The sequence below is a fragment of the Arthrobacter sp. THG-b23 genome (assembly GCF_059091265.1).
Genome location: NZ_JBNHGM010000010.1, coordinates 104667 through 130733, shown reverse-complemented (window position 1 = coordinate 130733; position 26067 = coordinate 104667). Strand labels below are relative to the sequence as shown.

Below are 26067 nucleotides of genomic sequence, written 5' to 3'. Positions count from 1 at the left end.
GCACCGACTCGAGCGGTTCGGGTATGTGTCGTCCTCGTGGGGTCTCTCGGAGGCCGGGCGGCTGTTCGGCGGGCTCCGCCGCTCCGTCTGCCTCCGGGCTGGCGTCGGCCTCGACCGGCTCGGCGGCAGGCTGTGCGCCGGTCCCGTCCTGCGGAACGGTTTCCGCTGCCGCAGCCTCGGCGGCCTTGTCGGCGGCGGTCTTGCGCGGCCGGCGGGTGCGGGTCTTGACGGGAGCCGTTTCGCCCGGCTGGTCGGTGGCGGGTTCAGCAGCGGCTGCCGGGGCGGTGCCCGGCTCCGCCGCGGCGGCATCTTCCGGCGGCGCGGCCTGGGCGGCCGCGGCTTCGGCGGCCTTCTGGGCCGCGGTCTTGCGCGGTCGGCGGACGCGGGTTGTCGCCGGAGCAGCCTCGGCCGGCTGGCCGCTTGCGGGGTCCTGCCCGGTGGGATCCTGGCCTGCGGGCTGTTCACCCGCGGGCTGCTCCCCGGCGGCTATCGCGGCGTCGGGCGCCGCGGCGGTCGCGGGGGAAGCGGCGGAGGCATCGCCGTCGTTGTTGGGGGCAGTGGCCGCCGCTGCAGGCACATCAACGTCCAGCTGGTCCTGCGACGGTGCGGACACGGTGGGCTTGCGGCGGGGCCGCGGCGGTTTCTTGGCCGGTACCTCCGGCACGTCGATCGGAGAGGAGGTAGCGGGAATTACCTGTTCATTGTCCATTTAAAGTTGTGCTCCAACCCTTGCGGCACCGGCCACATCCCGGTGCCCTCGGGGGCATGTAGCCGGGTATCCGGGTGCCTTGGGCTGCCCGACACCGAAAGTCGTCTTGGTATCACCCGAGCTCGCGCCATCACGTGGGGCGCGGCACACCCGGGGACCAGCGGCGCTTTTCCGTCTGCCGTAACCTTCTCTTCACCGGCAGGGCCGTCCGGCGGATTCCCAGCGCCCATCCGGATTGATGGGCTCCTTGTTCGGGAAGCATCGCCGACGGACCTGGAAGCCTGTCGCTGGACCAACAGCAGCATGTGGGGCTGCTATTAGCCACGATCATTCTCTCACACCGGGTGCGATTTGGTGAGTAATGGCCCATCGCTCCGGCGTAGAATCGAGCCACATGTCCCCTAGCCCGAGGATAACGGTGCAGACCCAAGCGCAGACCTCCACCTCCCCGGCCGCGACCGCGTCCGGCCAACTCCCGGACAGCGAGGTCTCCGGCGTCGCCCGGGAGAAACCCTTCGCCTGGCTGCTGCTGGCCACCGGCGTGTTCGGCTGGGTCATGTCCGGCATCCTGGTCCTGGAACGGCTGGCCACCTACGAGAATCCGGGCCACGTGACCAGCTGCGACATCAACCCCTGGGTTTCCTGCGGCAAGGTGTTCCTGCACTGGCAGGCCGGGCTCTTCGGTTTTCCCAACCCGCTGATCGGGATCGTCGCCTTCGCCGTTCCCATCACGACGGCGGTGGCGATCCTTGCGGGGGCGCGGTTCCGCCGGTGGTACTGGGTTGGCCTGCAGATCGGCGTCACGCTGGGCTTCATCTTCGTCGTCTGGCTGTGGAGCCAGGCGCTCTACGACATCCACATCCTGTGCCTGTACTGCATGGGCGTGTGGGCCGCGATGATCCCGCTGTTGGTGCACACCACGGCGCGGAACCTGGCGCACGGCGTGATCAAGGCGCCGCCGGCGGTGGTCCGCTTCGCCGGCAGCTGGGCCTGGACCCTGACGGCCCTGCTGTGGATCGTGACGGCCGGGACCATTTTCCTGGCCTTCATTGACGCCTTCCTGGGCTGACCCGGGTAGCTTCCCGGGCTGACCCGGATACACCAGAGGCCGCGTCCCCGTCCGGGGCCGCGGCCTCTGCCGGCTTTTAGCGTCTAGGAGAACCAGATGCCGATCTCGCGCGCGGCGGACTCGGGCGAGTCGGAACCGTGCACGAGGTTTTGCTGCACCTTCACGCCCCAGTCGCGGCCGAAGTCGCCGCGGATCGTCCCGGGGGCGGCGGTGGTGGGGTCGGTGGTGCCGGCCAGCGACCGGAAGCCCTCGATCACCCGGTGCCCCTCGAACACCGCGGCGGCGAGCGGGCCGGAGAGCATGAACTCGACCAGCGGCTCGTAGAACGGCTTGCCGACGTGCTCTTCGTAGTGCCGTTCCAGCAGTTCGCGGGTGGCGTTGACCAGCTTCAGTTCGACCAGTGTGTAGCCCTTGGCCTCGATGCGGGCCAGGATGCTGCCGGTGAGACCGCGGGATACGCCGTCGGGCTTGACCAGTACCAGTGTGCGTTCAACGCTCACAATTTCTCCTCATTCGCTTCACGATTAGCTCCGAAAACCCCGTTCAATCCTACGGGACGCGCGCGCAGCACAGGTCAGCGCCCGGCATCGTCCGCGGTGCCGGCGTCGTCAGCGCCCGGCCTCGTCCACGGTGCCGGCGTCGTCCGCGGTGCCTGCCTCCGGGCCATGCAGTCGTTCCCATTCCGCCTGTTCGGCGTCGCGCTGCGCGTTCTCGCGGTCCAGCCGGCCGCCTGTGCGCACGGCGTACCACCAGGACAGGGCGAAGAGCACGCCGACGACGAACATCACCGGTTCCACGATGCCGGTGGCAATCAGGAGCACCTGCATCGCCCAGCCGATGGCGTAGCCGGCCGGGCGGCGCAGCAGGGCACAGCAGAGCACCAGCAGGACGCTCAAGCCGATCCCCAGTCCGAGGATCAGCGCCGGCGGCACGTCGTCCCGGTAGAGCCCGAACACCACCAGGGTGGCGAAAAAGGCGACGAAGGCTTCCAGCAACAACACGGTGGAGGCGAACATCGTCTTGATCGAGCGCCGTTTCTTCGGCATGTCCGGACGCCACTCGCGCTGGGCTTTGGTCAGTTTGGCCATGGATCTTGTTACTTTCCTAGCAGGATGCGGGCGTCGGCGACCAGGGTGATGGACCCGGTGATCAGCACGCCGCCGGCGAGGTCGTTGTCGGCTTCGGCCCGGCCGACGGCCCATTCGATGGCATCGTCCAGCCGGGGCGCGATGTGCACTGCGTTCTCGGGGAACCCGGCGGCCATGGCATCCTCGGCCAGTTGCTCGGCGGGAATGGCCCGCGGGGAGTTGGACTCGGTGACGCAGATTTCGTCGGTGAGGTCGCTGAGCTGCTCGCGCAGCTGTTCCAGCAGGCCGACGGAGTCCTTCTCCTGCAGCACGCCGACCACCGGGATGAGCTTGCTGAAGTGGAACGCCTCCAGGATGGCCTGCGCACTGGCCTTCATCCCGTCCGGGTTGTGGGCTGCATCCACGATGATGGTCGGCGCGGTGCGGACCACTTCCAGCCGGCCGGGCGAGGTCACTTCAAGGAACGCCTCGCGCAGGACTTCCACGTTGAGCTCCTTTTCGCCGCCGCCGAGGAACGCTTCCAGCGCGGCCACGGCGACCGCGGCATTCTGGGCCTGGTGCGCGCCGTGCAGGGGCAGCATCAGGTCCTGGTAGCGGCCTGCCAACCCGTTGATCGTCAACTGCTGGCCGCCGACGGCGACCTTGCGGGACTCGACGCCGAACTCGACGCCTTCGAAGCGGAAGGGCACCTGAAGGTCCCGCGCCTGCTCCAGCAGCACCTGGGCGGCGTCCAGTGGCTGGGCCGCGCTGACCAGGTATCCGCCGCGCTTGATGATGCCGGCCTTTTCCCGCGCAATATCCTCGGTGGTGTCGCCGAGCAGGTCGGTGTGGTCCAGCGAAATCGGGGTGATCACCGAGACCTGGCCGTCCACCACGTTCGTGGCGTCGGTGATGCCGCCCAGGCCGACCTCGATCACCGCCACCTCCACCGGCTCGTCGGCGAAGATGGCGATGGCCAGGATGGTCACGCACTCGAAGTAGGTCAGCCGCGGCGCGCCCTCCGCGTTCAGCTCCTGGTCGACGATCTCCAGGTAGGGCCGGATCTCGTCCCAGACCCGCACGAACGTCTCGTCCGCGACGGGCTCGCCGTCGATGCTGATCCGTTCGGTCACCTTGGACAGGTGCGGGCTGGTGTAACGCCCGGTCCGCAGTCCGTGCGCCCGCAGCCCGGCCTCGATGATCCGGGCCGTGGACGTCTTGCCGTTCGTGCCGGTCAGGTGGATGCTGGCGAAGGCCTTGTTGGGTTCGCCCAGGATGTCCATCGCCCGGAACAGCGGTTCCATGCGTGGTTCCATCTTGTTTTCCGGGGCGCGGCCCAGCAGTTCCGCGTAGACGCTCTCGACGCCGAATTCATCACTCATGGTTTGGTGCCCCTTCAGAATCCGGCTTTTTCCACGGACACGGCGTCGCCGTCCCCGGCCACCAGGACGAGGTCCACGGTGAGGGTTTCCTGCGAGACCAGCCCCTGGTGCAGGGTCAGCGCGTCCAGGACGGACTGGTCCGCCGTCACCGTGGTTCGGATGCGGTCGCTGACCACCAGGCCGGCGTCCTTGCGTGCCTGCTGGATGGCGCGGACGTAGTCGCGGGCCACGCCCTCGGCCTCCAGTTCGGCGGTCACGGCGGTATCCAGCACGAGGAACCCGCCGCCGGGGAGCATGGTGACGGCGGCGCCGCCCGCTGCGTCCCCGGCCACGACGGTTTCCAGTGAGTACTCCGACGGTTCCAGCAGCAGTCCCCCGGCGGTGACGGCACCGGCGTCGTCCACTGACCAGTCACCGGACTTGGCGGCCTTGATGGCCTGCTGCACGTTCTTGCCCAGCCGTGGGCCGGCCGCACGGGCGTTGACCACCAGCCGCTGCGAGATGCCGAACTCTTCCGGGGCGGCGTCGGCGGCGTCGATCAGCCGGACGGACTTGATGTTCAGCTCGTCCTGGATCATCACGGCGTACTGGCCGGAGAGCCGTTCGGCGCCCGGAACCACCACGGTCAGCGAGGCCAGCGGCAGCCGTACGCGCAGGTTCGCGGCCTTGCGCAGGCTCGAGCCGGACGAGCAGATCTGCCGGGTGGTGTCCATCAACTCCACCAGTTCGGCCAACTGTGGGAACGCGCCGGCGTCGGGCAGGTCTGTCAGGTGGACCGAACGCCCGCCGGTCAGCCCGCGCCAGATCTCCTCCGTGACCAGCGGCAACAGCGGAGCGGCCACGCGGCAGACCGCCTCCAGCGCTGTGTAGAGCACGTCGAACGCGTCGCGGTCCTCGTCGAAGAACCGCTGGCGGGAACGGCGGATGTACCAGTTGGTCAGCGTGTCCAGGTAGTCGCGCAGCGCGTCGCAGGCGCCGGAGACGTCGTAGGCGTCCAGGGCCGCCGTCATGTCGCGGACGAGGTCCCCGGTGTTGGCCAGGATGAACTGGTCCAGGGACTCCATGGCCTTGATCCGGTCGGTGTCGCCGAGCACGGAGACGGCCTCATGGCCCGCCCCGTTGTTCGCGGAGTTGGTGTAGAGCTTGAAGAAATGCCAGACGTTCCACAGCGGCAGCATCACCTGGCGGACGCCGTCGCGGATGCCCTGTTCGGTGACGATCAGGTTGCCGCCGCGCAGGATCGGGGAGGCCATCAGGAACCAGCGCATGGCGTCGGAGCCGTCGCGGTCCAGGACCTCGGACACGTCCGGGTAGTTGCGCAGGCTCTTGGACATCTTCTGCCCGTCGGAGCCGAGCACAATGCCGTGGCTGATCACGTTGCGGAAGGCCGGGCGGTCGAAAAGCGCGGTGGCGAGCACGTGCATGGTGTAGAACCAGCCGCGGGTCTGGCCGATGTATTCGACGATGAAGTCAGCCGGGTTGTGGCTGTCGAACCAGTCCTTGTTCTCCATCGGGTAGTGCACCTGGGCGTAGGGCATCGAACCGGAGTCGAACCAGACATCCAGCACGTCCTCCACGCGGCGCATCATGGATTGGCCGGTCGGGTCGTCCGGGTTGGGCCGGACCAGCTCATCGATGAACGGGCGGTGCAGGTCGACCTCGCCGTCGTGGTTGCGCGGCAGGGTGCCGAAGGCTTCCTCCAGTTCGGCCAGCGAGCCGTACACCTCGCGGCGCGGGTACTCCGGGTTGTCCGATTCCCACACCGGGATGGGCGAACCCCAGAAGCGGTTGCGGCTGATGGACCAGTCGCGGGCGTTCTCCAGCCACTTGCCGAACTGGCCGTCCTTCACGTTTTCCGGGATCCAGTTAATCTGCTGGTTCAGCTCGACCATCCGGTCCTTGAACTTGGTCACCTCCACGTACCAGGAGGAGATGGCGCGGTAGATCAGCGGCGTGCGGCAGCGCCAGCAATGCGGGTAGCTGTGCTCGTAGCTGGCCTGGCGGACCAGCCGGCCTTCGGCCTTCAGCACGCGGGTGATCGGCTTGTTCGCCTCGAACACCTGCACACCGGCGATCTCGGCCAGCGGGCCCTCGGCGAAGTAGGGCAGGAACTTGGCACCCTCGTCCACGGAGACGATCACGGGGATGCCGTTGTCTTCGCAGACCTTCTGGTCGTCTTCACCGAACGCCGGCGCCTGGTGGACCAGGCCCGTGCCGTCGGTGGTGGTCACGTAGTCGGCCACGACGATCTGCCAGGCGTTCCCGGTGCCCCACTTTCCGGCGTCGGCGTAGTAGTCCCAGAGCGGCTCGTAGCGCAGCCCGGCCAGCTGGGAGCCCAAGTACCGGGCCGACACCGCATCGGTGGCGGCAGCGGCGTCGTCGTACCCCAGGTCCTTGGCGTAGGAGCCGAGCAGGTCCTCCGCCACCAGGAACTTCTCCCCCGCGGCCTGCGTCCCGCTGGGGCCGGCCGGCAGCACCGCGTAGCTGATCTCCGGCCCGACGGCGAGGGCTGCGTTGGTGGGCAGCGTCCACGGCGTGGTGGTCCAGGCGAGGGCATTGACGCCGGCGAGCTCCGCCGCCAGCGCGTTGTCCGACCCGTCGGCGCGGATCGGGAAGGTGACCGTGACCGTCTGGTCCTGGCGCATCTTGTAGACGTCGTCGTCCATCCGCAGCTCGTGGTTGGACAGCGGCGTCTCGTCCCGCCAGCAGTACGGCAGCACTCGGAAGCCCTGGTAGGTCAGGCCCTTCTCATGCAGCTGCTTGAAGGCCCAGAGGACCGACTCCATGTACTCGACGTTGAGCGTCTTGTAGTCGTTCTCGAAATCCACCCAGCGTGCCTGGCGGGTGACGTACTCCTGCCATTCGTCGGCGTACTTCATCACGGAGGTGCGGCAGGCGTCATTGAACTTGTCGATGCCCATGGACAGGATCTGCTGCTTGTCCGTCATGCCCAGCTGCTTCATGGCTTCCAGCTCGGCCGGCAGCCCGTGCGTGTCCCAGCCGAAGCGGCGCTCCACCTTGTGGCCGCGCTGCGTCTGGTAACGGGCCACCAGGTCCTTCACGTATCCGGTGAGCAGGTGGCCGTAGTGCGGCAGGCCGTTGGCGAAGGGCGGGCCGTCGTAGAAGACGAACTCGTTGCTGCCGTCGCTGCCGGCATCGCGGGCATCGACGGAGGCCTGGAAGGTACCGTCCTGCTGCCAGTATTTGAGCACCAGCTCCTCGATCTCGGGGAACTTAGGCGAGCTCTCGGCAGCGGCAGCGCCGGCGGTGGAAGCCTTGGGATAGATCTGTGGCATGTTCGTCATCCTGAAAAGACAGCTCGGCAAGTGTGGGTACTTCTGCGAGGACGTGTCCTGCTCCGGTGCCTCCGGTGCGGCTGGAAAGCCTCACCGTGCTGCCGGGGCGGAACCCGCGGTACCACCTCACTTGCTGGCCTGATGCGCCGGAACCGGCGCAAAGGGACAGCCACTCTTTCGCTGCTGTGACGGGCATACCCGTCCGGTTCTACTGGGCCCAGGATGTTGGCCTGCGCTGTTCTTCCGGAAGCTCACCGGTGATGGCCGGGTCAGTGCTGATGACTCAAGTTTACGGCCACGGCGGCGCGGCTGTCGAAACGCGGCGAAAAGCCGGCATCGTTCCCGGACCGTTTGTTCGTCCGGTGGGTGGCCAACGCGTCCGTGCACCACATGCCGCTCACTCGTGAAGCGACGTCAGGCCTCCCAATCAGCGCCAACGTCTGGCCCGAACGTCTGGGCCCAGACGGGTGCTGCTGTTCCGTCCTCAGAAGGGTGGCGGGCTGTCATCCGGGGGTCCCTGCGGTTCCCGGTTCTCTTGCATGCTTTCTTCCCCGGCTTCCTGCGCGTTCGCGGCGGGGGCTTCATGTGCGTTCCCGGCGGCGGGTTCATGTGCGTTCCCGGCGGCCGCGGCGGCGGCTTCGTGCCCGTCCGCGGCGGCAGCTTCATGTCCGTTCGCGGCGGCGGCTTCATGCCCGTCCGCAGCGGCGGCTTCATGCCCGTCCGCAGCGGCAGCTTCATGCCCGTCCGCAGCGGCAGCTTCATGCCCGTCCGCAGCGGCGGCTTCATGTCCGTTGGCAGCGGCGGCGGCGCGGCTTCTAAGTGTTGTCGGGTCGGTGAGTGACCAACCGTCGTCGGGAGTGGTGCTGTGGGTGTGGCCGGAGCGGGTGGTGAAGCGCAGCGTCCCGTCGGGGTCCTGGGTGACGGCAGTGCCGCCGTGGTGTTTGGTTTTGTGCCCGGGTCTGCATCTGGCACTGAGATTTTCGAGGACGGTTTTACCGCCGTCTTCCCAGGCGATGGTGTGGTCGATGTCGCAGTGGTCGGCGGGGATGGTGCAGCCGTAGTCGCGGCAGTGGCGGTCGCGCAGCCGGACGAGGCGTTTGAGCCATTCGGGCGGGTGGCGCAGGTCTTTCGCGGCGGCGGCTGCCTTGCCGTAGTCGTCGGTGAGCGCGATCAGCCAGGACTTGGCCAGCGCCGCAAGGTCGCGGGTCATGCCCGGCGGGATGGGCCCGTAGCCAGTGAGTTCGCCGGCTTCTTCGGAGAGCCGCAGCAAGGTTGCAAGGGGCGCAGTCACAGCGACGGACGCGGTGACGTTCCCGGCGCCGCAGATGCATGGTCCGCACGTTGCCTGCCTGGTGGCTGGTTCGGCGGTCGCCTCCGCCAATGCCGTTGCGGCAGCGGTGCCGCTCCCTTGTACCGTGGCCCCCGGCTGGTAGGCGTGGTCGGGGTAGCGCAGGAGCATGTCGGTGAAGACATCGGCGCGGAGTTGGCCGAGGGTGCGGGTCTCGTCGGCGGTCTGCAGTTTCCTGGCGTGGGCCTGCATCAGGTTGTAGGCCAGCATCGCCTTCTCCGCCGACGTGCGGATGTAGAGTTCGGCCATTCCATCGTCCTGGGGCTGGTACTGCACGGTCCGGTGTTCCATCGCGGCCCGGTGCCGGGTTTCGAGGGGTTCGGGGTGCAGCCGGTCGCGGGCGGTGCGGGCCCGGGCCTGGACGGATTCCAGCGTGATGGTCCCGGCGCCGGGGACGACCTTGGCCTCATAGTGGGCCATGACGGTCGGCGTCAGGTCCATGCCTTTCCGGGCAATCGCCACGGCCCTGGACATATCAATTTCTCCAGCGTCCAGGGCACTGAGGGTGGTGGGCAGGTACGTGCCGATCTGTTGCGCGTCGGCCAGTTCGGCAGCGGCCCGCTCGCGACGCACGGCCAGGATAGGTGCGAGTTCGGCGGCGGCGTGGCGGGAAATTCCGTCCGGCGCCCCGGCATCGGCGCCAGTGGCCGGGCGCAGCACCGCCATGCGGTGCACGGCTCGCAACCGCCGCGACTGGGCCCACGCCTCATGCTTGCGGACCGCTTTGAGGTACTCCAGGGCTGACCAATCATCCAAGGTTCCCGGATCCGTTCCGGCGAGCAGACCGGCCAGTTCCGCCGGACCCAGCTCCTGCCAATCCTCCGCCCGCAATTCACTGGCGGGGACACCGCCGTCGGGCAGGGCAGGAATGCCGGATTGTTCCTCCGGCTCCTGTGCCTCGTCCAACGGTTCCGCTGCCATACTTCAACGCTACGCACCGCGCATCACGGGTAGAACGGATCTTCGACGTAAGTGCAAAACTGCCGGCCGCTGCACGCCTGTGGAGGGAGGGTCGGCATGTTTAGAGGACAAGCGGCGCTTCTGGAGAACGAGTCTGCGCGTGTAGAGGGTTGGCGGACAAATCGGCCACTGGTATTCGCTAACCCTAATAAATCAGCGCGCGCACAAAGCCGCCCACCACGGCAAGAATCGGAGAGTCTGGCGTCCCTCGTCCAGACGTCCAAGTACAAGTACAAGGGGAATCGCCCGGTTTCGCTCTTGCTACTTCCGGATTAATTTGTGGGCGGCGGCCTGTGCCACCGGACGCATGACGATCTGGTCAAGGTTTATGTGATGCGGCAGGTTGAGCGAGTAGGCCACGACGTCGGCGACGTCCTCGGCCAGCAGCGGTTTCTCCACACCGGCGTAGACGTGGTCGGCCGCCTGCCGGTCACCCCCGAGCCGGTTCAGCGAGAACTCCTCCGTCTGCACCAGGCCCGGGAGGATGTCGATCACGCGCACGTTGTGTTCCGCTTCTTCCAGGCGCAGGGTGCCGGCCATCGAGTGCTGGGCGAACTTGGCGGCCACGTAACCTCCGCCGCCTTCGTACGCCACGATCCCCGCTGTGGAGGTCAGCAGCACGACCGAGCCTTCACCGTTGTCGCGCAAGGCCGGAAGAAACGCCTGGATCATCCGCAGGGAGCCGAGGACGTTGACCTCGTACATCTTCTGCCAATCGACCGGCTTTCCTTCGGCGATGGAATCCACCCCAAAGGCGCCACCGGCGATGTTCACCAGCGCGTCGATCCCGCCGTCGGCCAAGACCGTCGTTGCGAGCCGGTCCACTGAAGCTTGGTCGGTTACGTCCGCGGGCATGGCGACGGCGCCAGTCTCGTGGGCGAGGGTTGTCAGCCGGTCGGCGCGGCGGGCGACTGCCACGACGTCCCACCCGGTGTTCCGCAGAGCCCGCACGGTGGCTGCCCCGATACCCGAACTTGCTCCGGTGACTATTGCGCGCCTGGTCATGATTCACAGCGTACCGGCCGGAGGCAGCGGTACTGAGACAATGCCGGGCTGGCTGGTTTGGTCGCGTTTCAGCGCGTGATGGTGAGCGGCTTCACGGGGATCGCGCAGGCGGCCCTTTCCAGTTGGACGACGGCGACGGTCGCGACCCGGTTGTTCCGGCCTGTGTCATCGCACCAGTCGACGTTGTGGGGCGTGGCTGTCACGGCCGCCTCACCGACGGCCGCTTGTTCGGGGACGACAAACGCGTATGTGAAGCCGCCGCCGTCGTTCATCGGAGCGGTTTCGTGAACGACTTCTGCACCGGAAGCATCTGTCACGATCACTTCTATCTGCGCGTCACTGCCGTAGCGCGGGTCACAGTCGGCGTCCGGCGCTGACACCGTTACAGCCTGCCCTGAGATCGCCTCCGCAGGGCTCACCGAGTACTCCGGCGGGAGACACGGCGGTGCAACGAGCCCGGGGAAAATCCCGCAGCCCGCTATGGAACCGCCCAGAAGCGCCGCGCCCACCAGGGCCAGGACGGCACCGCGCCATGTGCCACGGCTCCCGGCTCGAGTCACCCGCACTCGCGGGCCGCCGACACCAAGCAACTCCCCCATCCGCCGCGGCATGTCAGCCGGATTCCCCGCCAAGTTCTTCCAGGATCAAGTCCCGCAGCACAGCCGCCTGATTGTGCGTCTCATCCTTGGCGCCGTAGAGAAGGCAAAGCTTCGGATGCTCGCGGGCGAGTTCCACCAGACGCTTTAGCGCCTCGGAACCGTCCAACTCCTTCCGGTACGCGACGGTAAACGCGTCGAATTTCTCCGGCCGGTGGCTGAACTCCTTGCGCAGCTCGGCCGAGGTTCCCGCCTCTTTCAGCCAGAGGTCCACACCGGCGCCGTCCTTCTTGATGCCCCGCGGCCAGATCCGGTCCACCAACACCCGGTAGCCGTCGCCGTCGTTTGCGGGTTCGTAGACGCGCTTGATGTGAACGTTCGCCATGGCCGCATCCTACGCATCGCTCGCCTTGGCGGGTAGGCCGGGCCGGCCGGGCAACCGGGTGGTGCCCCGCCCGCCCGGTTCTCGAGGCGAGCCGGGCGGCCGGGGCAACGGGGTGCTGCACCGCCGTCGTGCAGAATCTTCATTCCGTGCCCGGCATGAAAGAATGGCCAGCATGGCAGAACATACCCCGGGCACAGACACGCCCGTTACCGTTAACGTTCCCGACAAGCCCGCCCTCGAAGGCCTTGAGGACGCCCTGACCCGGCGCTGGCGCGAGGAGGGGACCTACAAGTTCAATCCCGAGACCACGCGGGAGCAGGTCTACTCGATCGACACTCCCCCGCCGACGGCTTCGGGCTCGCTGCATGTGGGACACATGTTCTCCTACACCCAGACCGACGTGCTGGCCCGCTACCAGCGGATGCGCGGCAAGAACGTGTTCTACCCGATGGGCTGGGACGACAACGGCCTGCCCACCGAGCGACGGGTGCAGAACTACTACGGCGTCCGCTGCGACCCGTCGGTGGCGTATGACCCGGATTACCAGCCGCCGGCCACGCCCGCGAAGAACCAGCGCGATTTCGACGTCGTCTCGCGCCGGAACTTCATCGAGCTCTGCGAGACCCTGGCTGTGGAGGACGAGAAGGTCTTCGAGAACCTCTTCAGCACCCTGGGCCTGTCCGTGGACTGGGAACTGACCTACCGGACCATCGACGACGTGTCCCGCTCCGTTTCCCAGCGCGCCTTCCTGGCCAACCTGAACTCCGGCGACGCCTACATGGCCGAAGCACCCACGCTCTGGGATGTCACGTTCCGCACCGCCGTGGCGCAGGCCGAGCTCGAGGACCGGGAGATGCCCGGCGCCTACTACCGCTACGCCTTCGAAACCGCCGACGGCGAAAAGGTCCACATCGAGACCACCCGCCCCGAGCTGCTGCCCGCCTGCGTGGCATTGGTGGCCAACCCCGACGACGAGCGCTACCAGAAGCTGTTCGGCACCACCGTGAAGTCCCCGCTGTTCGGCGTGGAGGTGGAGGTCAAGGCGCACCCGCTGGCCAAACCCGACAAGGGCGCCGGCATTGCCATGGTCTGCACCTTCGGCGACCTGACCGACGTGACGTGGTGGCGGGAGCTGCAGCTGCCCACCCGCTCCATCGTGGGCCGCGACGGCCGCATCCTGGCCGACACTCCGGAGTGGATCACCACCGAGGAAGGCAAGGCGAACTACGCCGAGCTGGCCGGCAAGACCGTCTTCTCCGCCAAGGAGAAGATCGTGGAGCTGCTGTCCGAGGCCGGTCAACTGGACGGCGAGCCGCAGAAGATGACCCACCCGGTCAACTTCTACGAAAAGGGCGACAAGCCGCTGGAGGTCGTCACCTCACGGCAGTGGTACATCCGCAACGGCGGCCGGGACGCGGACCGGCGGGAACGGCTGATCAGCCGGGGCCGGGAGATCGAGTTCCACCCGGCGTTCATGCGCTCGCGCTACGAGAACTGGATCGAAGGCCTCAACGGCGACTGGCTCATTTCCCGCCAGCGCTTCTTCGGCGTGCCGATCCCGGTCTGGTACCCGCTGGATGCCTCCGGCAATCCCGACTACGACAACCCGGTGGTGCCCTCCGACGAGATGCTGCCGGTGGACCCGGCCGCGGACCCCGCCCCGGGCTACGAGGAGTCGCAGCGCAACCAGCCCGGCGGCTTCATCGGCGACGCCGATGTGCTCGACACCTGGGCCACCTCGTCGCTGTCGCCGCAGATCGTGGGCAAGTGGAGCCGGGACGAGTCGTTCTTCAACAACGTCTTCCCGTTCGACCTGCGGCCGCAGGGCCACGACATCATCCGCACCTGGCTGTTCTCCACCGTGGTGCGCGGCGACGCGCTGAACAGTTGCGCGCCGTGGAAGCACGCGGCGCTCTCCGGCTGGATCCTGGACCCGGACCGCAAGAAGATGTCCAAGTCCAAGGGCAACGTGGTGGTTCCCACCGACGTGCTGGACCAGTTCGGCGCGGACGCGGTGCGCTACTGGGCGGCTTCCGCGAAGCTGGGTGCGGACACCGCCTACGAGGTCGCGCAGATGAAGATCGGCCGCCGCCTGGCCATCAAGCTGCTGAACGCCTCCAAGTTCGTGCTGAACCTGGGTGCCACCGAGGCTTCGGTGCTTGCCGACGACGACGCCGTGGTCACCAATCCGTTGGACAAGTCGCTGCTGGGCCAGCTGGCCGAGGTGGTGGAGACCGCGACGGCCGCGTTCGAGAAGTACGACCATGCCCGCGCCCTGCAGGTCACCGAAAGCTTCTTCTGGTCCTTCACCGACGACTACGTCGAGCTGATCAAGGACCGCGCGTACGGTGCCGCGGGTGAGGCGGAGCAGGCCTCGGTCCTGGCCACCCTGGCCACCACGCTGGATGCCCTGCTGCGTCTCTTCGCACCGTTCCTGCCCTTCGCCACCGAAGAGGTCTGGAGCTGGTGGCGTGCCGGTTCGGTGCACCGCGCCGAATGGCCGACGACGGCGGGGCTGGCCCCGATTGCCTCCGCCGCCGACACGGGGCTGCTCGGGACGGTCGGCCAGGCGCTGGGCGGCATCCGCAAGGCGAAGTCCGAAGCGAAGGTCAAGCAGCGCACCGAGGTCCTCACCGCGACCATCACCGGGTCGGCCGCCCAGGTGGCCCAGCTTGAGGCCGGGCTCGGTGACCTGAAGGCCGCCGGCAATGCCCGCGAGATCCTGCTGAGCGAGGCGGAGGGTGAGCTGACGGTCTCAAAGGTCGAGCTGGCAGCCGCCGAGGCCCCGGCCGAGTAGCCGCGGTTTCCGGCCGGCCGTGTAGCAGGCCCTAGGCCGTTCGGGTAGCCGGTACCAGGCCGTTCGGCAACCGGTTCCGGCCCGTTAACGAGGGGAAGCCCCATCAGCGTTTAGCCGTTGGTGGGGCTTCGACTCTTTGATCCAAAGGTGACGCTTTGGGTCTCGCGAACTCCGCCGATCTTCAGGTCTTCCGAGCCTCGTCACAGGCTGGCAGTTTGTGGAGCTAGTCCACTACTTGTCACTGAATCTTTGGTGTTCGGTCCCGCATCTTTTGGGGGATGCGTATAGATATTTATACTCCTGCGCAAGCCGACACGCCATAGTTTTGCGAAATTGTTATCCGCAACCACGGCGTGTCGGCCAGCGGCGTTACGGGTCCCGCGGACGACCTCCGCATGCGGCGCCCGGCCGGACCCATACCGATCAGTCGAACTCGGGACTGGTCGTCCGGGAGCGCTTGATCTCGTAGAAGTACGGGAAGTCGGCCAGTGCCACGGCGCCGTCGAAGATCTTTCCGGCGGTCTCGCCACGCGGGATCCGGGTCAGCACCGGGCCGAAGAAGGCCGTGCCGTTGAAGGCCACGACGGGGGTACCGACCTCGTCGCCCACCTTGGAGATGCCTTCTTCGTGGCTGGCGCGCAGCTGCTCGTCATATTCGTCGGAGGTGGCGAAACGGGCCAGATCGGCGGGCAGGCCGACTTCTTCCAGCGCGGCGGCCGTCACGGACTCATAGTCCTTGTTGCCCTCGTTGTGGATGCGGGTGCCCATGGCGTCGTAGAGCTTCCCCACGTAGGCGTCGCCGTGCAGTTCCCGGGCGGCGATGATCACGCGGACCGGGCCCCAAGCCTTCTTCAGGAACTCCTTGTACTCCTCCGGCAGCTCGTCGCGGCCGTCGTTGAGCACGGCCAGGCTCATCACATGCCAGTCGACCTTGACGTCGCGGACCTTCTCCACCTCCAGCATCCAGCGGGAGGTGATCCAGGCGAACGGACAGGCCGGATCGAACCAGAAATCTACGGTTGACGGTGCAGCGCTTTCAGACATACGGCAAAAGCTCCTTCAGAAGGACTGGTTATACGTACTGTTGTGGGTAACCGCCCCGCCGGCGGTTTTGTTCCGCCGACGCGGCAGGCGCCGACGCGGCAGGTACCGTGCAGCGGCGCCCGGATACGGGGACGGTCAGGCGGAATCGCGGCGGCGGATGGCCTCGACGTCGTGCGGGATGAGGGTGGGGTCCGCCCCGGCCAGGACCGTCTCCGCGGTAATTACGGCGGTGGCGATGTCATCGCGGCCGGGCAGGTCGAACATGATCGGCTGCAGCGTTTCCTCCATGATCGCCCGCAGGCCACGCGCGCCGGTGCCGCGTTCCAGGGCCAGGTCGGCCACCGCTTCCAGTGCGTCCTGCTCGAAGGCCAGCTCCACGCCATCCAGCTGGAACATCTTCTGGTACTGGCGGATCAACGCATTCTTCGGCTCCGTGAGGATACGGATCAGCGCGGGCTTGTCGAGTTCGGCCACGGTGGTGATCACCGGCAGGCGGCCGATGAATTCGGGGATCAGCCCGAACTTGAGCAGGTCTTCTGGCATGACTTCGCCGTAGTTGTCCTGCTGGGCGACGACGTCCTTGAGCGGGGCGCCGAAGCCGATGCCCTTGCGTCCGGCCCGGGAGCCGATGATTTCTTCCAGACCGGCGAAGGCGCCGGCGACGATGAAGAGGATGTTGGTGGTGTCGATCTGGAGGAACTCCTGCTGCGGGTTCTTCCGTCCGCCCTGCGGCGGCACCGAAGCCACGGTCCCTTCCAGGATCTTCAGCAGGGCCTGCTGCACGCCCTCACCGGAGACGTCGCGGGTGATCGAGGGGCCGTCGCCCTTGCGGGTCACCTTGTCGATCTCGTCGATGTAGATGATGCCCTGCTCGGCCTTTTTGATGTCGTTCCCGGCTGCCTGGATCAGCTTGAGCAGGATGTTCTCCACATCCTCGCCCACATAGCCGGCTTCGGTCAGCGACGTGGCGTCCGCCACCGCGAACGGCACATTCAGCTGGCGGGCCAGCGTCTGGGCCAAGTAGGTCTTGCCGCAACCGGTGGGGCCGATGAGCAGGACATTGGATTTGGCGATTTCCACGTCCTGGAGCCCGCCGGCGGCAGTCAGGCCGGCGTTGCCCGGGGCAGCGTGGCCGGAGCGGATGCGCTTGTAGTGGTTGTACACCGCCACCGCCAGGGCACGCTTGGCCGGTTCCTGGCCGATCACGTACTCCTGCAGGAAGCCGAAGATCTCACGGGGTTTGGGCAGCTCCAGCAGTTCGGAGGCAGCACCGGCGCCGAATTCTTCCTCCAGCAGTTCGTTGCACAGCCCGACGCATTCGTCGCAAATGTACACGCCGCCGCCGGCGATGAGCTTCTTCACCTGCTTTTGGCTCTTTCCGCAAAACGAGCAGGTGAGCAGCTCTGCGCTTCCGGCGGTCCGGGCCATAGTGTGTCCCCTTGTCTGGTCCTCGATCGATCGTCCGGTGGTCCGGAGCAGTGCAGTGTCAGGCCGACTTGTTCCGGCGCTTGGCGACCACGTCGTGGGAGATCAGCGCCGGTTCCGCCTTGTTCAGCACCACGTCCGCGGTGATCACGACGGAGGCGATGTCTTCGCGGCTAGGCAGGTCGAACATAACCGGCTGCAGCGTTTCTTCGATGATCGCGCGCAGCCCGCGGGCCCCGGTGCCCCGTTCCAGCGCGAGGTCCGCCACGGCCTCCAGCGCCTCCTGCTCGAAGCTCAGCTCCACGCCGTCCAACTGGAACATCTTCTGGTACTGGCGCAGCAGGGCGTTCTTCGGTTCGGTCAGGATCTTGATCAGTGCCGGCCGGTCCAGGTTGGACACCGTGGTGATCACCGGCAGGCGGCCGATGAATTCCGGGATCAGGCCGAACTTCAGCAGGTCTTCGGGCATGACCTCGCCGTAGCTGTCCTTCTCCCCCGCCGCGTCCTTGAGCGGGGCGCCGAAGCCGATGCCCTTGCGGCCGGCCCGCGAACCGATGATCTCCTCCAGCCCGGCGAAGGCGCCGGCGACGATGAACAGCACGTTCGTGGTGTCGATCTGGATGAATTCCTGGTGCGGATGCTTCCGGCCGCCCTGCGGCGGCACGGACGCGACCGTGCCCTCGAGGATCTTCAGCAGCGCCTGCTGGACGCCTTCACCGGAGACGTCGCGGGTGATGGAAGGGTTCTCGCTCTTGCGTGAGATCTTGTCGATCTCGTCGATGTAGATGATGCCCTGCTCGGCTTTTTTCACGTCGTAATCGGCGGCCTGGATGAGCTTGAGCAGGATGTTCTCCACGTCTTCGCCCACGTAGCCGGCCTCGGTCAGCGCCGTGGCGTCCGCGACGGCGAACGGGACGTTCAGCCGGCGGGCCAGCGTCTGGGCCAGATAGGTCTTGCCGCAGCCGGTGGGGCCGATCAGCAGGATGTTGGACTTGGAGACCTCCACGTCCTCCAGCGGGCTGGCATCGGAGAGGTTGGCCGTTCCCTTGGGCGCATGCCCGGACTGGATTCGCTTGTAGTGGTTGTAGACCGCCACTGCCAGCGCGCGCTTCGCGGGCTCCTGGCCGATCACGTATTCCTGCAGGAAGTCGAAGATCTCCCGCGGCTTGGGCAGTTCGAAGCTGCCCAGGTCCGAGACCTCGGCCAGCTCCTCCTCGATGATCTCGTTGCAGAGCTCGATGCATTCGTCGCAGATGTACACGCCGGGGCCGGCGATCAGCTTGCGGACCTGTTTCTGGCTCTTGCCGCAGAAAGAGCACTTGAGCAGGTCAGCGCTCTCACCTATGCGAGCCATATCCGTCCCCTTACTTGGTCTACGTCGGCATCTTGCCGCGGCGGCCGCGCCGCCCGACTATTGCCGGGCAGGCGCTGCGCTGCCGAGGCCAGCTGACAACAACTCTAATTCACTGCGCCGACAGTTTCAGTAACAACACTGCCCGTGGTGCGATATGACGCGCCACGGGCAGTGCAGGCATTGACACTATTTTACGATACTTACTTGGTGATCGCCGGCTTGTGGATCTTGCGCGAATCGAGCACCTGGTCGATCAGCCCGTATTCCAGGGCGCCCGCGGCCGTGAGGATCTTGTCCCGCTCGATGTCCTTGTTGACCTGCGCGGCGTCCTTGCCCGAATGCATGGCCAGCGCGTCCTCCAGCCACTTGCGCATCCGCATGACCTCGTCGGCCTGGATCTGCAGGTCGGAAGCCTGGCCGTGCTCGCCGCCGCCCAGCGCCGGCTGGTGGATCAGCACGCGGGCGTTCGGCAGGGCCAGCCGCTTGCCCGGCGTGCCCGCTGCCAGCAGCACCGCCGCGGCGCTGGCCGCCTGGCCCAGGCACACGGTCTGGATCTCCGGGCGGATGTACTGCATGGTGTCGTAGATCGCCGTCATCGCGGTGAACGACCCGCCGGGCGAGTTGATGTAGATCGTGATGTCGCGGTCCGGGTCCGTCGACTCAAGCACCAGCAGCTGGGCCATGACGTCGTCGGCGGAAGCATCGTCGACCTGGACGCCCAGGAAGATGATTCGGTCCTCGAACAGCTTGGTGTAGGGGTCCTGGCGCTTGAAGCCGTAGGGCGTGCGCTCCTCGAACTGGGGCAGCACATAGCGGTTCTGCGGCATGTTGGCGGCGAAACCGCCGGCAGCGGCACCGAAGTTGTAGTCCATGAGATTCTCCTGCTTGTATTCGGGTCGGTGGCGCGTGGGCTCAGGAATCCTGGGAGGCGGAGCCGCTTTGGGTCCCGCCGCCGCCGGAAACGCCGCCGGCGTGGGCCGAAATCTTGTCGAAGAAGCCGTAGGCCAGGCCTTCCTCGGCCGTGAACCACTTGTCGCGGTCGTTGTCGATCAGGATCTGCTCCACCGACTGGCCGGTCTGCTCCGCGGTCAGCTCGGCCATGACCTGCTTCATGTGCAGGATCAGCTCGGCCTGGATCTTGATGTCGGACGCCGTGCCGCCGATGCCGCCCGAGGGCTGGTGCATCAGGATGCGTGCGTGCGGGGTGGCGTAGCGCTTGCCCTTCGTGCCCGAGGAGAGCAGGAACTGGCCCATGGAGGCGGCCAGGCCGGTGGCCACGGTCACCACGTCGTTCGGGATGAACTTCATGGTGTCGTAGATGGCCATGCCGGCGGTCACCGACCCGCCGGGCGAGTTAATGTAGAGGTAGATGTCCTTCTCCGGGTCCTCCGCGGAGAGCAGCAGCAGCTGCGAGCAGATGGCGTTGGCGTTCTCGTCGCGGACCTCGGAGCCCAGCCAGATAATGCGCTCTTTGAGCAGGCGGTTGTAGATGTAGTCTTCGCGGCTGGCCGCATCGACCGAAGCCATTCTCGGAGTGGCGGATTCATTCGACATGCTGAAATACCTCTCGCTTCTTCCCCGGGCACTACCGTCGCCGGTGGCCCTAAGGTCGTTTACCTACTTGGACAGTAACGTGTTCCGCTGCCCGATTCCTCCCGCACGGCGCGCTGTTCGCTGACGGCGCATCAGGCCTGTGATGGCGCGGGAAAGCGCTCTGCCTCCAGCAGAAATAACGACGGCGGAGCCCCCTTCGGCGGGCACACCATGCCCGGGCGAGGGCCCGGTTCCACCGGCACGGCCGCCCCCGCTCCTGTTGTGAAAGCGGGCCCGGTTCCTCCGGCACCGTCACCGCCGACTATGGAGGGAAACCCGCGCACCGGAGCCGGGCACCGGCGTCGTCCGTAGGAGTTAAGTCGTCCCGTGGGAGTTACGTCGTCCGTGGGAGTTAAAGCGGCGGACCGCCGGTCCCCCGTGAAGGGGATCCGGCGGTCCGTCCGTGCGGCAGCAGTACCTGCTGCCGCCTACTTCTTCTCGGCGTCGGCGGCCGGGGCTTCCTCGGCTGCCTCGTCGGCGGCCGGGGCTTCCTCGGCTGCCTCGTCGGCGGCCGGAGCTTCCTCGGCGGATTCCGCGTTGGCGGCTTCGGCCTCGGCGGCCTGGATCATGTCTTCGACGTTCGGCTCTTCTTCGCCGGCCGGGCGGACGAAGTCGCTCAGGTCCACCTCGGCACCGTTGGTGTCGGTGACCTTGGCCAGCTCCAGCACCTTGGCCAGGGCCTTGCGGCGGCGGACCTCGCCCACCATCATGCCGACCTGGCCGGACTGGTCCAGCAACTGCGCAAACTGGTTCGGATCCATGCCGTACTGTCCGGCGGAGGACACGATGTAGTCGATGAGCTCGGCCTGGCTGACGCCCAGCTCTTCCTTGTCGGCCACGGCGTCCAGCACGATTTCGTTGCGGAAGGCCTTCTCGGTGTTCTCGCGGACCTCGGCGCGGTGCTCCTCGGTGTCGTGGTCTTCACCGTGGCTGTTCTCCGGGCGGAAGTGCTGTTCCATCTGCTCTTCGACGACGGAGTCCGGAACCGGAACCTCGACCAGTTCCATCAGCTTGTCCAGCACTTTGTCGCGGGCCTCGACGCCCTGCTCCATGACCTTGGCGTCGGCGGCCTGCTTGGCCAGGTCTTCCTTCAGCTCGGCAATGGTGTCGAACTCGCTGGCCAGCTGGGCGAAGTCGTCGTCGGCCTCTGGAAGCTCGCGCTCCTTGACGGCCTTGACCTTCACGGTGACCGTGGCGTCCTTGCCGGCGTGCTCGCCGCCGGCCAGCTTGGTCTCGAACGTGGCGTCCTCGCCGGCGCTCAGCGCGGTCACGGCCTCGTCCAGGCCCTCAAGCATGGTGCCGGCGCCGACCTGGTAGGACAGGTCCGCGGCCGAGTCGACCTCTTCGCCGTCCACCGTGGCGGACAGGTCCATGGTGATGAAGTCGTCGGCAACGGCCGGACGGTCAACGGTCTTCAGGGTGCCGAAGCGGCCGCGCAGGTCGTCCAGCGCCTTCTGAATGTCTTCCTCGGAAGCCTCGGTAGCTTCAACGGTGACTTCGAGGCCGGAGTACTCGGGCAGCTCGATTTCGGGGCGGACGTCGACCTCAACGTGGAAGGCGAGCTGGCCCTCGGTGGCGGCCGGGTCGGGAACCTCGGTGATTTCAACCTCGGGGCGGCTCAGCGGGCGGATGCCGGTCTCTTCGACGGCGCCCTGGTAGAAGCCGTTCAGCCCCTCGTTAATAGCCGTCTCGATCACGTAGCCGCGGCCCACGCGCTGGTCGATCAGCTTCGCCGGAACCTTGCCCTTGCGGAAGCCGGGAACCTGGATCTGGCTCGCGATGGTCTTGTACGCCGCGTCGATGCTGGGCTTGAGTTCCTCAAAGGGGACCTCAACATTGAGCTTGACCCGGGTAGGGGTGAGGTTTTCGACAGCGCTCTTCACAGCGTTAGAACTCCTGATAGCTATTGGGGTTAAATCTGCACCAAGAATACAGAGTCGGGGCGACAGGACTCGAACCTGCGATCTCCTGCTCCCAAAGCAGGCGCGCTAGCCACTACGCTACGCCCCGTAGTGCACACGCAAGTCTACGGGCATTCGCGGCCTGCTGCACAATCACCGTGCAACCGGACGCCGCTGACACACGTCGCATGACTGCATCGGCTGCGAACAGAAAAGGCGGCCCGTGCTGGGCCGCCTCCCTGACGCGAGGGGATGACGGGAATCGAACCCGCGTAATCAGTTTGGAAGACTGAGGCTCTACCATTGAGCTACATCCCCGAGGACGATGAAACTTTAGCACGAGGGCGGGCCCGTTCGACAAATCGGGCGGGCGCCGCGACGCAGCGACCATGCGCCCCTACCCCGACTCCTCCATGGCAGGGTTAATCGCCGAGAGCAGGGGCTATAGACCCTGCCCTCGCAGATAAACCCTGCCCTCGCCGAAAATCCGGGTGGGCTGCGTGGACGCGCCGGCGGCGCAGGCAGGCAGGCTGCGGCAGGACGAACCAGGCCTGCAGCAACGCGGCGGCGGCGTAGGCAGGCAGGCTGCGGCACGACGAACCAGGCCTGCAGCACCGCTGCGGCACGAACGCTTCAGGCCCGCTGGCAGGCCGGGCACCAGTACAGGTTGCGGGCGGCCATCTCCGTCACGGCGACCGGTGTGCCGCACAGCCGGCACGGCATCCCCTGCCGCTTGTACACGTAGTGCGCGTTGTCCGGCCAGACCGGCAGCGACCGGCCGGCGCCGGCATCCCGGTGTTCGGGGCGGGTGGTGATGATCTTGCCGTCGCGGACCCCGTCGCGCATGACCTCCACGATGTCCGCCCACAGCAGCCCCGCCTCCGCCGGCGGGACCTGTTGGCCGGGCAGCCACGGGTTCAGGCCGCGGCGGAACAGGGTCTCCGCCCGGTAGACGTTGCCGACCCCGGCCACCACGTTCTGGTCCATCAGCAGCTGTCCGACCGCGGTGCGCTTCGAGGTCAGCCGGCGGACGAACTCGGCACCCCGGTCCGCCACATCCTGCAGCGGGTCCGGCCCCAGCCTGCCGACGACGGCGGACGCCTCCTCGGGCGTGAGCACCTCGCAGGCGGTGGGGCCGCGCAGGTCGGCCCAGCCGTGGTTGGACACCAGCCGGACGCGCACCTGGCCCACCGGCTCCGGCGGCCCGGCGTACGTGACCGGAGCACCGTCGTCGTACGATTCCTGCTCCCCCACCCGGCGCGGCGCCCCGATGCTGGAGGCGCCGCGGAAGGTCTCATCCCCGCCGAAGCTCCACGCCCCGTAGAGGCCCAGATGGACGCGCAGGAGGAGGCCGTTGTCGAAGTCCAGGAAGAGCTGCTTGCCGTGCGCGCGCGCGGCCAGCAGCCTCGCCCCGTCGAGCCGGGCGGCACCGGCGGCGAACCGGCCCTGCGGGCTGGAGACGGCCAGCCGCTCGCCGGCGAAAACGTCCTGGAACTGGCGTGCCAGGCGGTGGACTGAATGGCCTTCGGGCATGACCGGTTCCCGGATCAGGCGGGGACGTCGCCGGTGGTCTCGTAGGACGCGATCTTGCCGATCCGGCGGACGTGGCGCTCGGCGCGGGAGAACGGCTCGGCCAGGAACGCCTCGATGATGGCCGTGGCTTCCTCCACGCTGTGCTGGCGGCCGCCGACGGCGACGACGTTGGCGTCGTTGTGTTCGCGGGCCAGCTTGGCGGTGTCCAGGTTCCAGGCCAGCGCGGCCCGGATGCCCTTGACCTTGTTCGCCGCGATCTGCTCGCCGTTGCCCGAGCCGCCGAGCACGATGCCCAGCGCCTCCACGCCGGCGGACTGGTCTTCGACGACGGCGAGCGCGGCGCGGATGCAGAACGAGGGGTAATCGTCTTCCGGGTCGTACGCGGTGGGGCCGTGGTCGACGACGTCGTGGCCCTGGCCGGCCAGGTGGTCGATCAGGTGGTGGCTCAGATCCAGGCCGGCGTGGTCGGTGGCAATGTGAACGCGCATGTACGGGTCCTTCTGTGGCGTGCGGGGAGGAAGAATGGCGGCTTCCAGCCTACTGGAGCAGGGCCGGCGACGCGTCTTCGCCCCGGCCATTCACCGCAGCCCGGCGTGCCGCTCCCCTATCGGGCCGCGTCCGCCGTCGATAGTGTGCCCCTATGGAGCCAGTGATCAGTGACTACCTTGAGTCCATCCTTGCCGGTCTTGCCGGCAACACCGACGGGTCCCTGGCCGGCGGTCCGGAAGAGCTGGGGGTCGAGGATCCGGATCTGCTCGCGCTGAGCATGACCATGGCCGACGGACGCACCTACGAGGCCGGCGATTCGCGGTCCGAATTCTCCATCCAGTCGATCTCCAAGCCCTTCACCTACGCCCTGGCGCTGGCCGAGCACGGCTTCGAGGACGTGCGGGAGAAGATCGACGTGGAGCCGTCCGGGGATGCCTACAACGAGATCAGCCTGGAAGCGGATACCGGCCGGCCGCGCAACGCGTTGATCAACGCCGGCGCCATCGCCGCCTCTGCCCTGGTGGTTGACCGCTACGGTGACGAAGCCTTCGAGCGGCTCCGGACCAGCTATTCGGCCTACGCCGGACGCGACCTCGGGATGGACCGGAAGGTGTACGAGTCCGCGCTCCGTACGGGTGACCGCAACCGGGCCATCGCCTACCTGCTGAAGAGCCAGGGCGTGATCGAACACGACACCGAGGCCGCCCTCGACCTGTACTTCCGGCAGAACGCCCTCAGCGTCACCTGCCGCGACCTGGGCATCATGGCGGCCACCTTGGCCAACCGAGGGGTCAACCCGATCACGCGCGAGGAGGTCCTGACGCCCCGGATTGCCGAGCACGTGCTCAGCGTGATGACGACCTGCGGCATGTACAACGACGCCGGCGACTGGGTGGCGGGCATCGGGTTGCCGGCCAAGAGCGGGGTCAGCGGCGGCATCCTGGCGGTGCTGCCTGGCCAGCTGGGGCTCGCTGTCTTTTCGCCGCGGCTCGACCAGCACGGCAACAGCGTCCGCGGCACCAAGGCGTGCCGACAACTCTCGGCGGAGCTGGGGCTGCACTTCATCCATGCCGCCCGCAGCGCCCGGTCCACTATCCGCTCCGACTACCACCTGGCCGGGAAACCGTCGCCGCGGGTTCGCCCCGCGCCGGAGCTGGCCGTGTTGGCCGAACACGGGCACACGGTGCGGTTCCTCGAGGTCCACGGCGACATGCTTTTCCCGGAAGCGGAGACAGTCATCCGGATGGCCGCGGACCTGGCCGCGACGCATGAGGTCCTGGTGATCGACATCAGCCGGCTGGACGAGCTCGGCAGCCGCACCAAGACCATGTTCCTGCGGCTGCAGGAAACGTCGGATCCCTGCCTGCTGATCTTCGTGGACCCGGCCCGGTTGCTGTCCGCGGAAGAGGCCGGCACGGGCGACAGGCCGACGGCGTTCCCGTCCCCTGGACGCTGCCGCCCAGTGGTGCGAAAACCGCCTCATCGACCGGTACGGAGGACAGCCGGCGGCCGGCGGGCGGCTGCAGTTGCATGATCACCCGGTGGTCGGCTCCCTGCCCGCCGGCGAGCGCGAGACGCTCGCGGGGTATCTGGAGCGGCGAACGTACGACGACGGCGCGGCCATCGTTTCCGCGGGCGAGCCGGGCGCGGGCCTGATCCTGGTCATGGAGGGGCAGGCACGCACGGCCGCCACCGATCCCGGGGACAATCATGCCGCCCGGTATTTCTCGGCCGGAACCAGCTTTGGGGGCCTCGGCGGAACTCCGCCCCGGACCCATGTGCAGGCCGAGGGGAAGGTCCTCGTGGAGGTACTCACGCCGGAGGGCTATGGGCGGCTGCGGCAAGACGCCCCGGGCACGGCCCTGCTCTTGGCCGAACGGCTGCTGGAAACTGCGGCGGAGCAACACGACCTCGCCGTGGCGGCCGCCCAGGGCTAACCGGCGGCGCGGCCGATAGAGGCTGACCGGCGGCGCGCGCAGGACTGACCGGCGGCGCGCACGAACTGACGGGCGGCGCGGCCGACAGAGAGGCTACCGGCGGCCATCCCGCCGTCGTCCGCCCCTTTACTAGCGCCCGGCTGGCCGCAACAATAGCGGCATCCCTGACGACAGGAT

At 67.4% G+C, this 26067-nt stretch carries 20 protein-coding genes, 2 tRNA genes and 1 pseudogene; 4 read left to right on the top strand and 19 right to left on the bottom strand.

What is annotated here, in order from left to right; all coding sequences use genetic code 11:
• Positions 1-709 (bottom strand): annotated as a pseudogene (locus AC5RVD_RS15650) (hypothetical protein); the annotation flags it as partial.
• 394 nt (positions 710-1103) lie between these two features.
• Between AC5RVD_RS15650 and AC5RVD_RS15645 the strand changes: the two are divergent.
• Positions 1104-1778, top strand: a complete 675-nt coding sequence (locus tag AC5RVD_RS15645) for a vitamin K epoxide reductase family protein (RefSeq protein WP_494127433.1) — start codon at positions 1104-1106, stop codon at positions 1776-1778.
• An 83-nt stretch (positions 1779-1861) separates the two neighbouring features.
• On the opposite strand, the gene ndk is transcribed toward AC5RVD_RS15645, so the two are convergent.
• The 8 genes from ndk to AC5RVD_RS15605 all read right to left on the bottom strand — a co-directional run bounded on the left by ndk (position 1862) and on the right by AC5RVD_RS15605 (position 11817).
• On the bottom strand, positions 1862-2278 hold the full coding sequence (gene ndk, locus AC5RVD_RS15640) for a nucleoside-diphosphate kinase (protein WP_494127432.1): 417 nt from the start codon (positions 2276-2278) through the stop codon (positions 1862-1864).
• A gap of 108 nt (positions 2279-2386) precedes the next feature.
• Positions 2387-2866 (bottom strand): DUF4233 domain-containing protein, encoded by a 480-nt coding sequence (locus AC5RVD_RS15635; RefSeq protein ID WP_494127431.1) that lies wholly within the window; start codon positions 2864-2866, stop codon positions 2387-2389.
• Between the two features lie 8 nt (positions 2867-2874).
• Positions 2875-4227, bottom strand: coding sequence for a bifunctional folylpolyglutamate synthase/dihydrofolate synthase (locus AC5RVD_RS15630; RefSeq protein ID WP_494120812.1), 1353 nt, complete (start codon positions 4225-4227; stop codon positions 2875-2877).
• 14 nt (positions 4228-4241) lie between these two features.
• Positions 4242-7532 carry an isoleucine--tRNA ligase gene (ileS, locus tag AC5RVD_RS15625; RefSeq protein ID WP_494127430.1) on the bottom strand — a complete coding sequence of 1097 codons (3291 nt, stop codon included), beginning with the start codon at positions 7530-7532 and terminating at the stop codon, positions 4242-4244.
• A 475-nt stretch (positions 7533-8007) separates the two neighbouring features.
• Positions 8008-9792 (bottom strand): HNH endonuclease signature motif containing protein, encoded by a 1785-nt coding sequence (locus tag AC5RVD_RS15620; RefSeq protein WP_494127429.1) that lies wholly within the window; start codon positions 9790-9792, stop codon positions 8008-8010.
• A 300-nt stretch (positions 9793-10092) separates the two neighbouring features.
• Positions 10093-10836: an SDR family oxidoreductase gene (locus AC5RVD_RS15615; protein WP_494127428.1), complete on the bottom strand. Its 744-nt coding sequence runs from the start codon at positions 10834-10836 to the stop codon at positions 10093-10095.
• A gap of 68 nt (positions 10837-10904) precedes the next feature.
• A complete protein-coding gene (locus AC5RVD_RS15610; RefSeq protein ID WP_494113662.1) occupies positions 10905-11216 on the bottom strand; it encodes a hypothetical protein in 312 nt (103 codons plus the stop codon).
• Between the two features lie 232 nt (positions 11217-11448).
• Positions 11449-11817, bottom strand: coding sequence for a DUF488 domain-containing protein (locus AC5RVD_RS15605; RefSeq protein ID WP_494113661.1), 369 nt, complete (start codon positions 11815-11817; stop codon positions 11449-11451).
• A 172-nt stretch (positions 11818-11989) separates the two neighbouring features.
• On the opposite strand from AC5RVD_RS15605, the gene valS reads away from it, so the two are divergent.
• Positions 11990-14614 (top strand): valine--tRNA ligase, encoded by a 2625-nt coding sequence (gene valS / locus AC5RVD_RS15600; protein ID WP_494127427.1) that lies wholly within the window; start codon positions 11990-11992, stop codon positions 14612-14614.
• 423 nt (positions 14615-15037) lie between these two features.
• On the opposite strand, the gene AC5RVD_RS15595 is transcribed toward valS, so the two are convergent.
• The 10 genes from AC5RVD_RS15595 to AC5RVD_RS15550 all read right to left on the bottom strand — a co-directional run bounded on the left by AC5RVD_RS15595 (position 15038) and on the right by AC5RVD_RS15550 (position 23952).
• Positions 15038-15658 (bottom strand): mycothiol-dependent nitroreductase Rv2466c family protein, encoded by a 621-nt coding sequence (locus AC5RVD_RS15595; RefSeq protein WP_494120819.1) that lies wholly within the window; start codon positions 15656-15658, stop codon positions 15038-15040.
• Between the two features lie 135 nt (positions 15659-15793).
• Entirely contained in the window at positions 15794-17086 is a 1293-nt protein-coding gene (gene clpX, locus AC5RVD_RS15590) for an ATP-dependent Clp protease ATP-binding subunit ClpX (protein ID WP_494127426.1), read from the bottom strand.
• 58 nt (positions 17087-17144) lie between these two features.
• A complete protein-coding gene (clpX, locus tag AC5RVD_RS15585) occupies positions 17145-18437 on the bottom strand; it encodes an ATP-dependent Clp protease ATP-binding subunit ClpX (RefSeq protein WP_493977441.1) in 1293 nt (430 codons plus the stop codon).
• Positions 18438-18637: 200 nt separating this feature from the next.
• Complete coding sequence (locus AC5RVD_RS15580) at positions 18638-19309, bottom strand: ATP-dependent Clp protease proteolytic subunit (protein ID WP_493977440.1); 672 nt, start codon at positions 19307-19309, stop codon at positions 18638-18640.
• A 40-nt stretch (positions 19310-19349) separates the two neighbouring features.
• Complete coding sequence (locus AC5RVD_RS15575) at positions 19350-19964, bottom strand: ATP-dependent Clp protease proteolytic subunit (RefSeq protein WP_493987525.1); 615 nt, start codon at positions 19962-19964, stop codon at positions 19350-19352.
• 494 nt (positions 19965-20458) lie between these two features.
• Positions 20459-21913, bottom strand: a complete 1455-nt coding sequence (gene tig, locus AC5RVD_RS15570) for a trigger factor (protein WP_494127425.1) — start codon at positions 21911-21913, stop codon at positions 20459-20461.
• Positions 21914-21967: 54 nt separating this feature from the next.
• Positions 21968-22040: transfer RNA gene (locus AC5RVD_RS15565), tRNA-Pro, on the bottom strand.
• A 138-nt stretch (positions 22041-22178) separates the two neighbouring features.
• Positions 22179-22249 (bottom strand) — tRNA-Gly (locus AC5RVD_RS15560).
• A 315-nt stretch (positions 22250-22564) separates the two neighbouring features.
• On the bottom strand, positions 22565-23464 hold the full coding sequence (locus tag AC5RVD_RS15555) for an Fpg/Nei family DNA glycosylase (RefSeq protein WP_494113656.1): 900 nt from the start codon (positions 23462-23464) through the stop codon (positions 22565-22567).
• 14 nt (positions 23465-23478) lie between these two features.
• Entirely contained in the window at positions 23479-23952 is a 474-nt protein-coding gene (locus AC5RVD_RS15550; protein WP_494113655.1) for a ribose-5-phosphate isomerase, read from the bottom strand.
• Between the two features lie 152 nt (positions 23953-24104).
• On the opposite strand from AC5RVD_RS15550, the gene glsA reads away from it, so the two are divergent.
• A complete protein-coding gene (gene glsA, locus AC5RVD_RS15545) occupies positions 24105-25487 on the top strand; it encodes a glutaminase A (protein ID WP_494127424.1) in 1383 nt (460 codons plus the stop codon).
• Positions 25488-25494: 7 nt separating this feature from the next.
• A complete protein-coding gene (locus AC5RVD_RS15540; RefSeq protein WP_494127423.1) occupies positions 25495-25890 on the top strand; it encodes a cyclic nucleotide-binding domain-containing protein in 396 nt (131 codons plus the stop codon).
• Positions 25891-26067 lie beyond the last annotated feature (177 nt).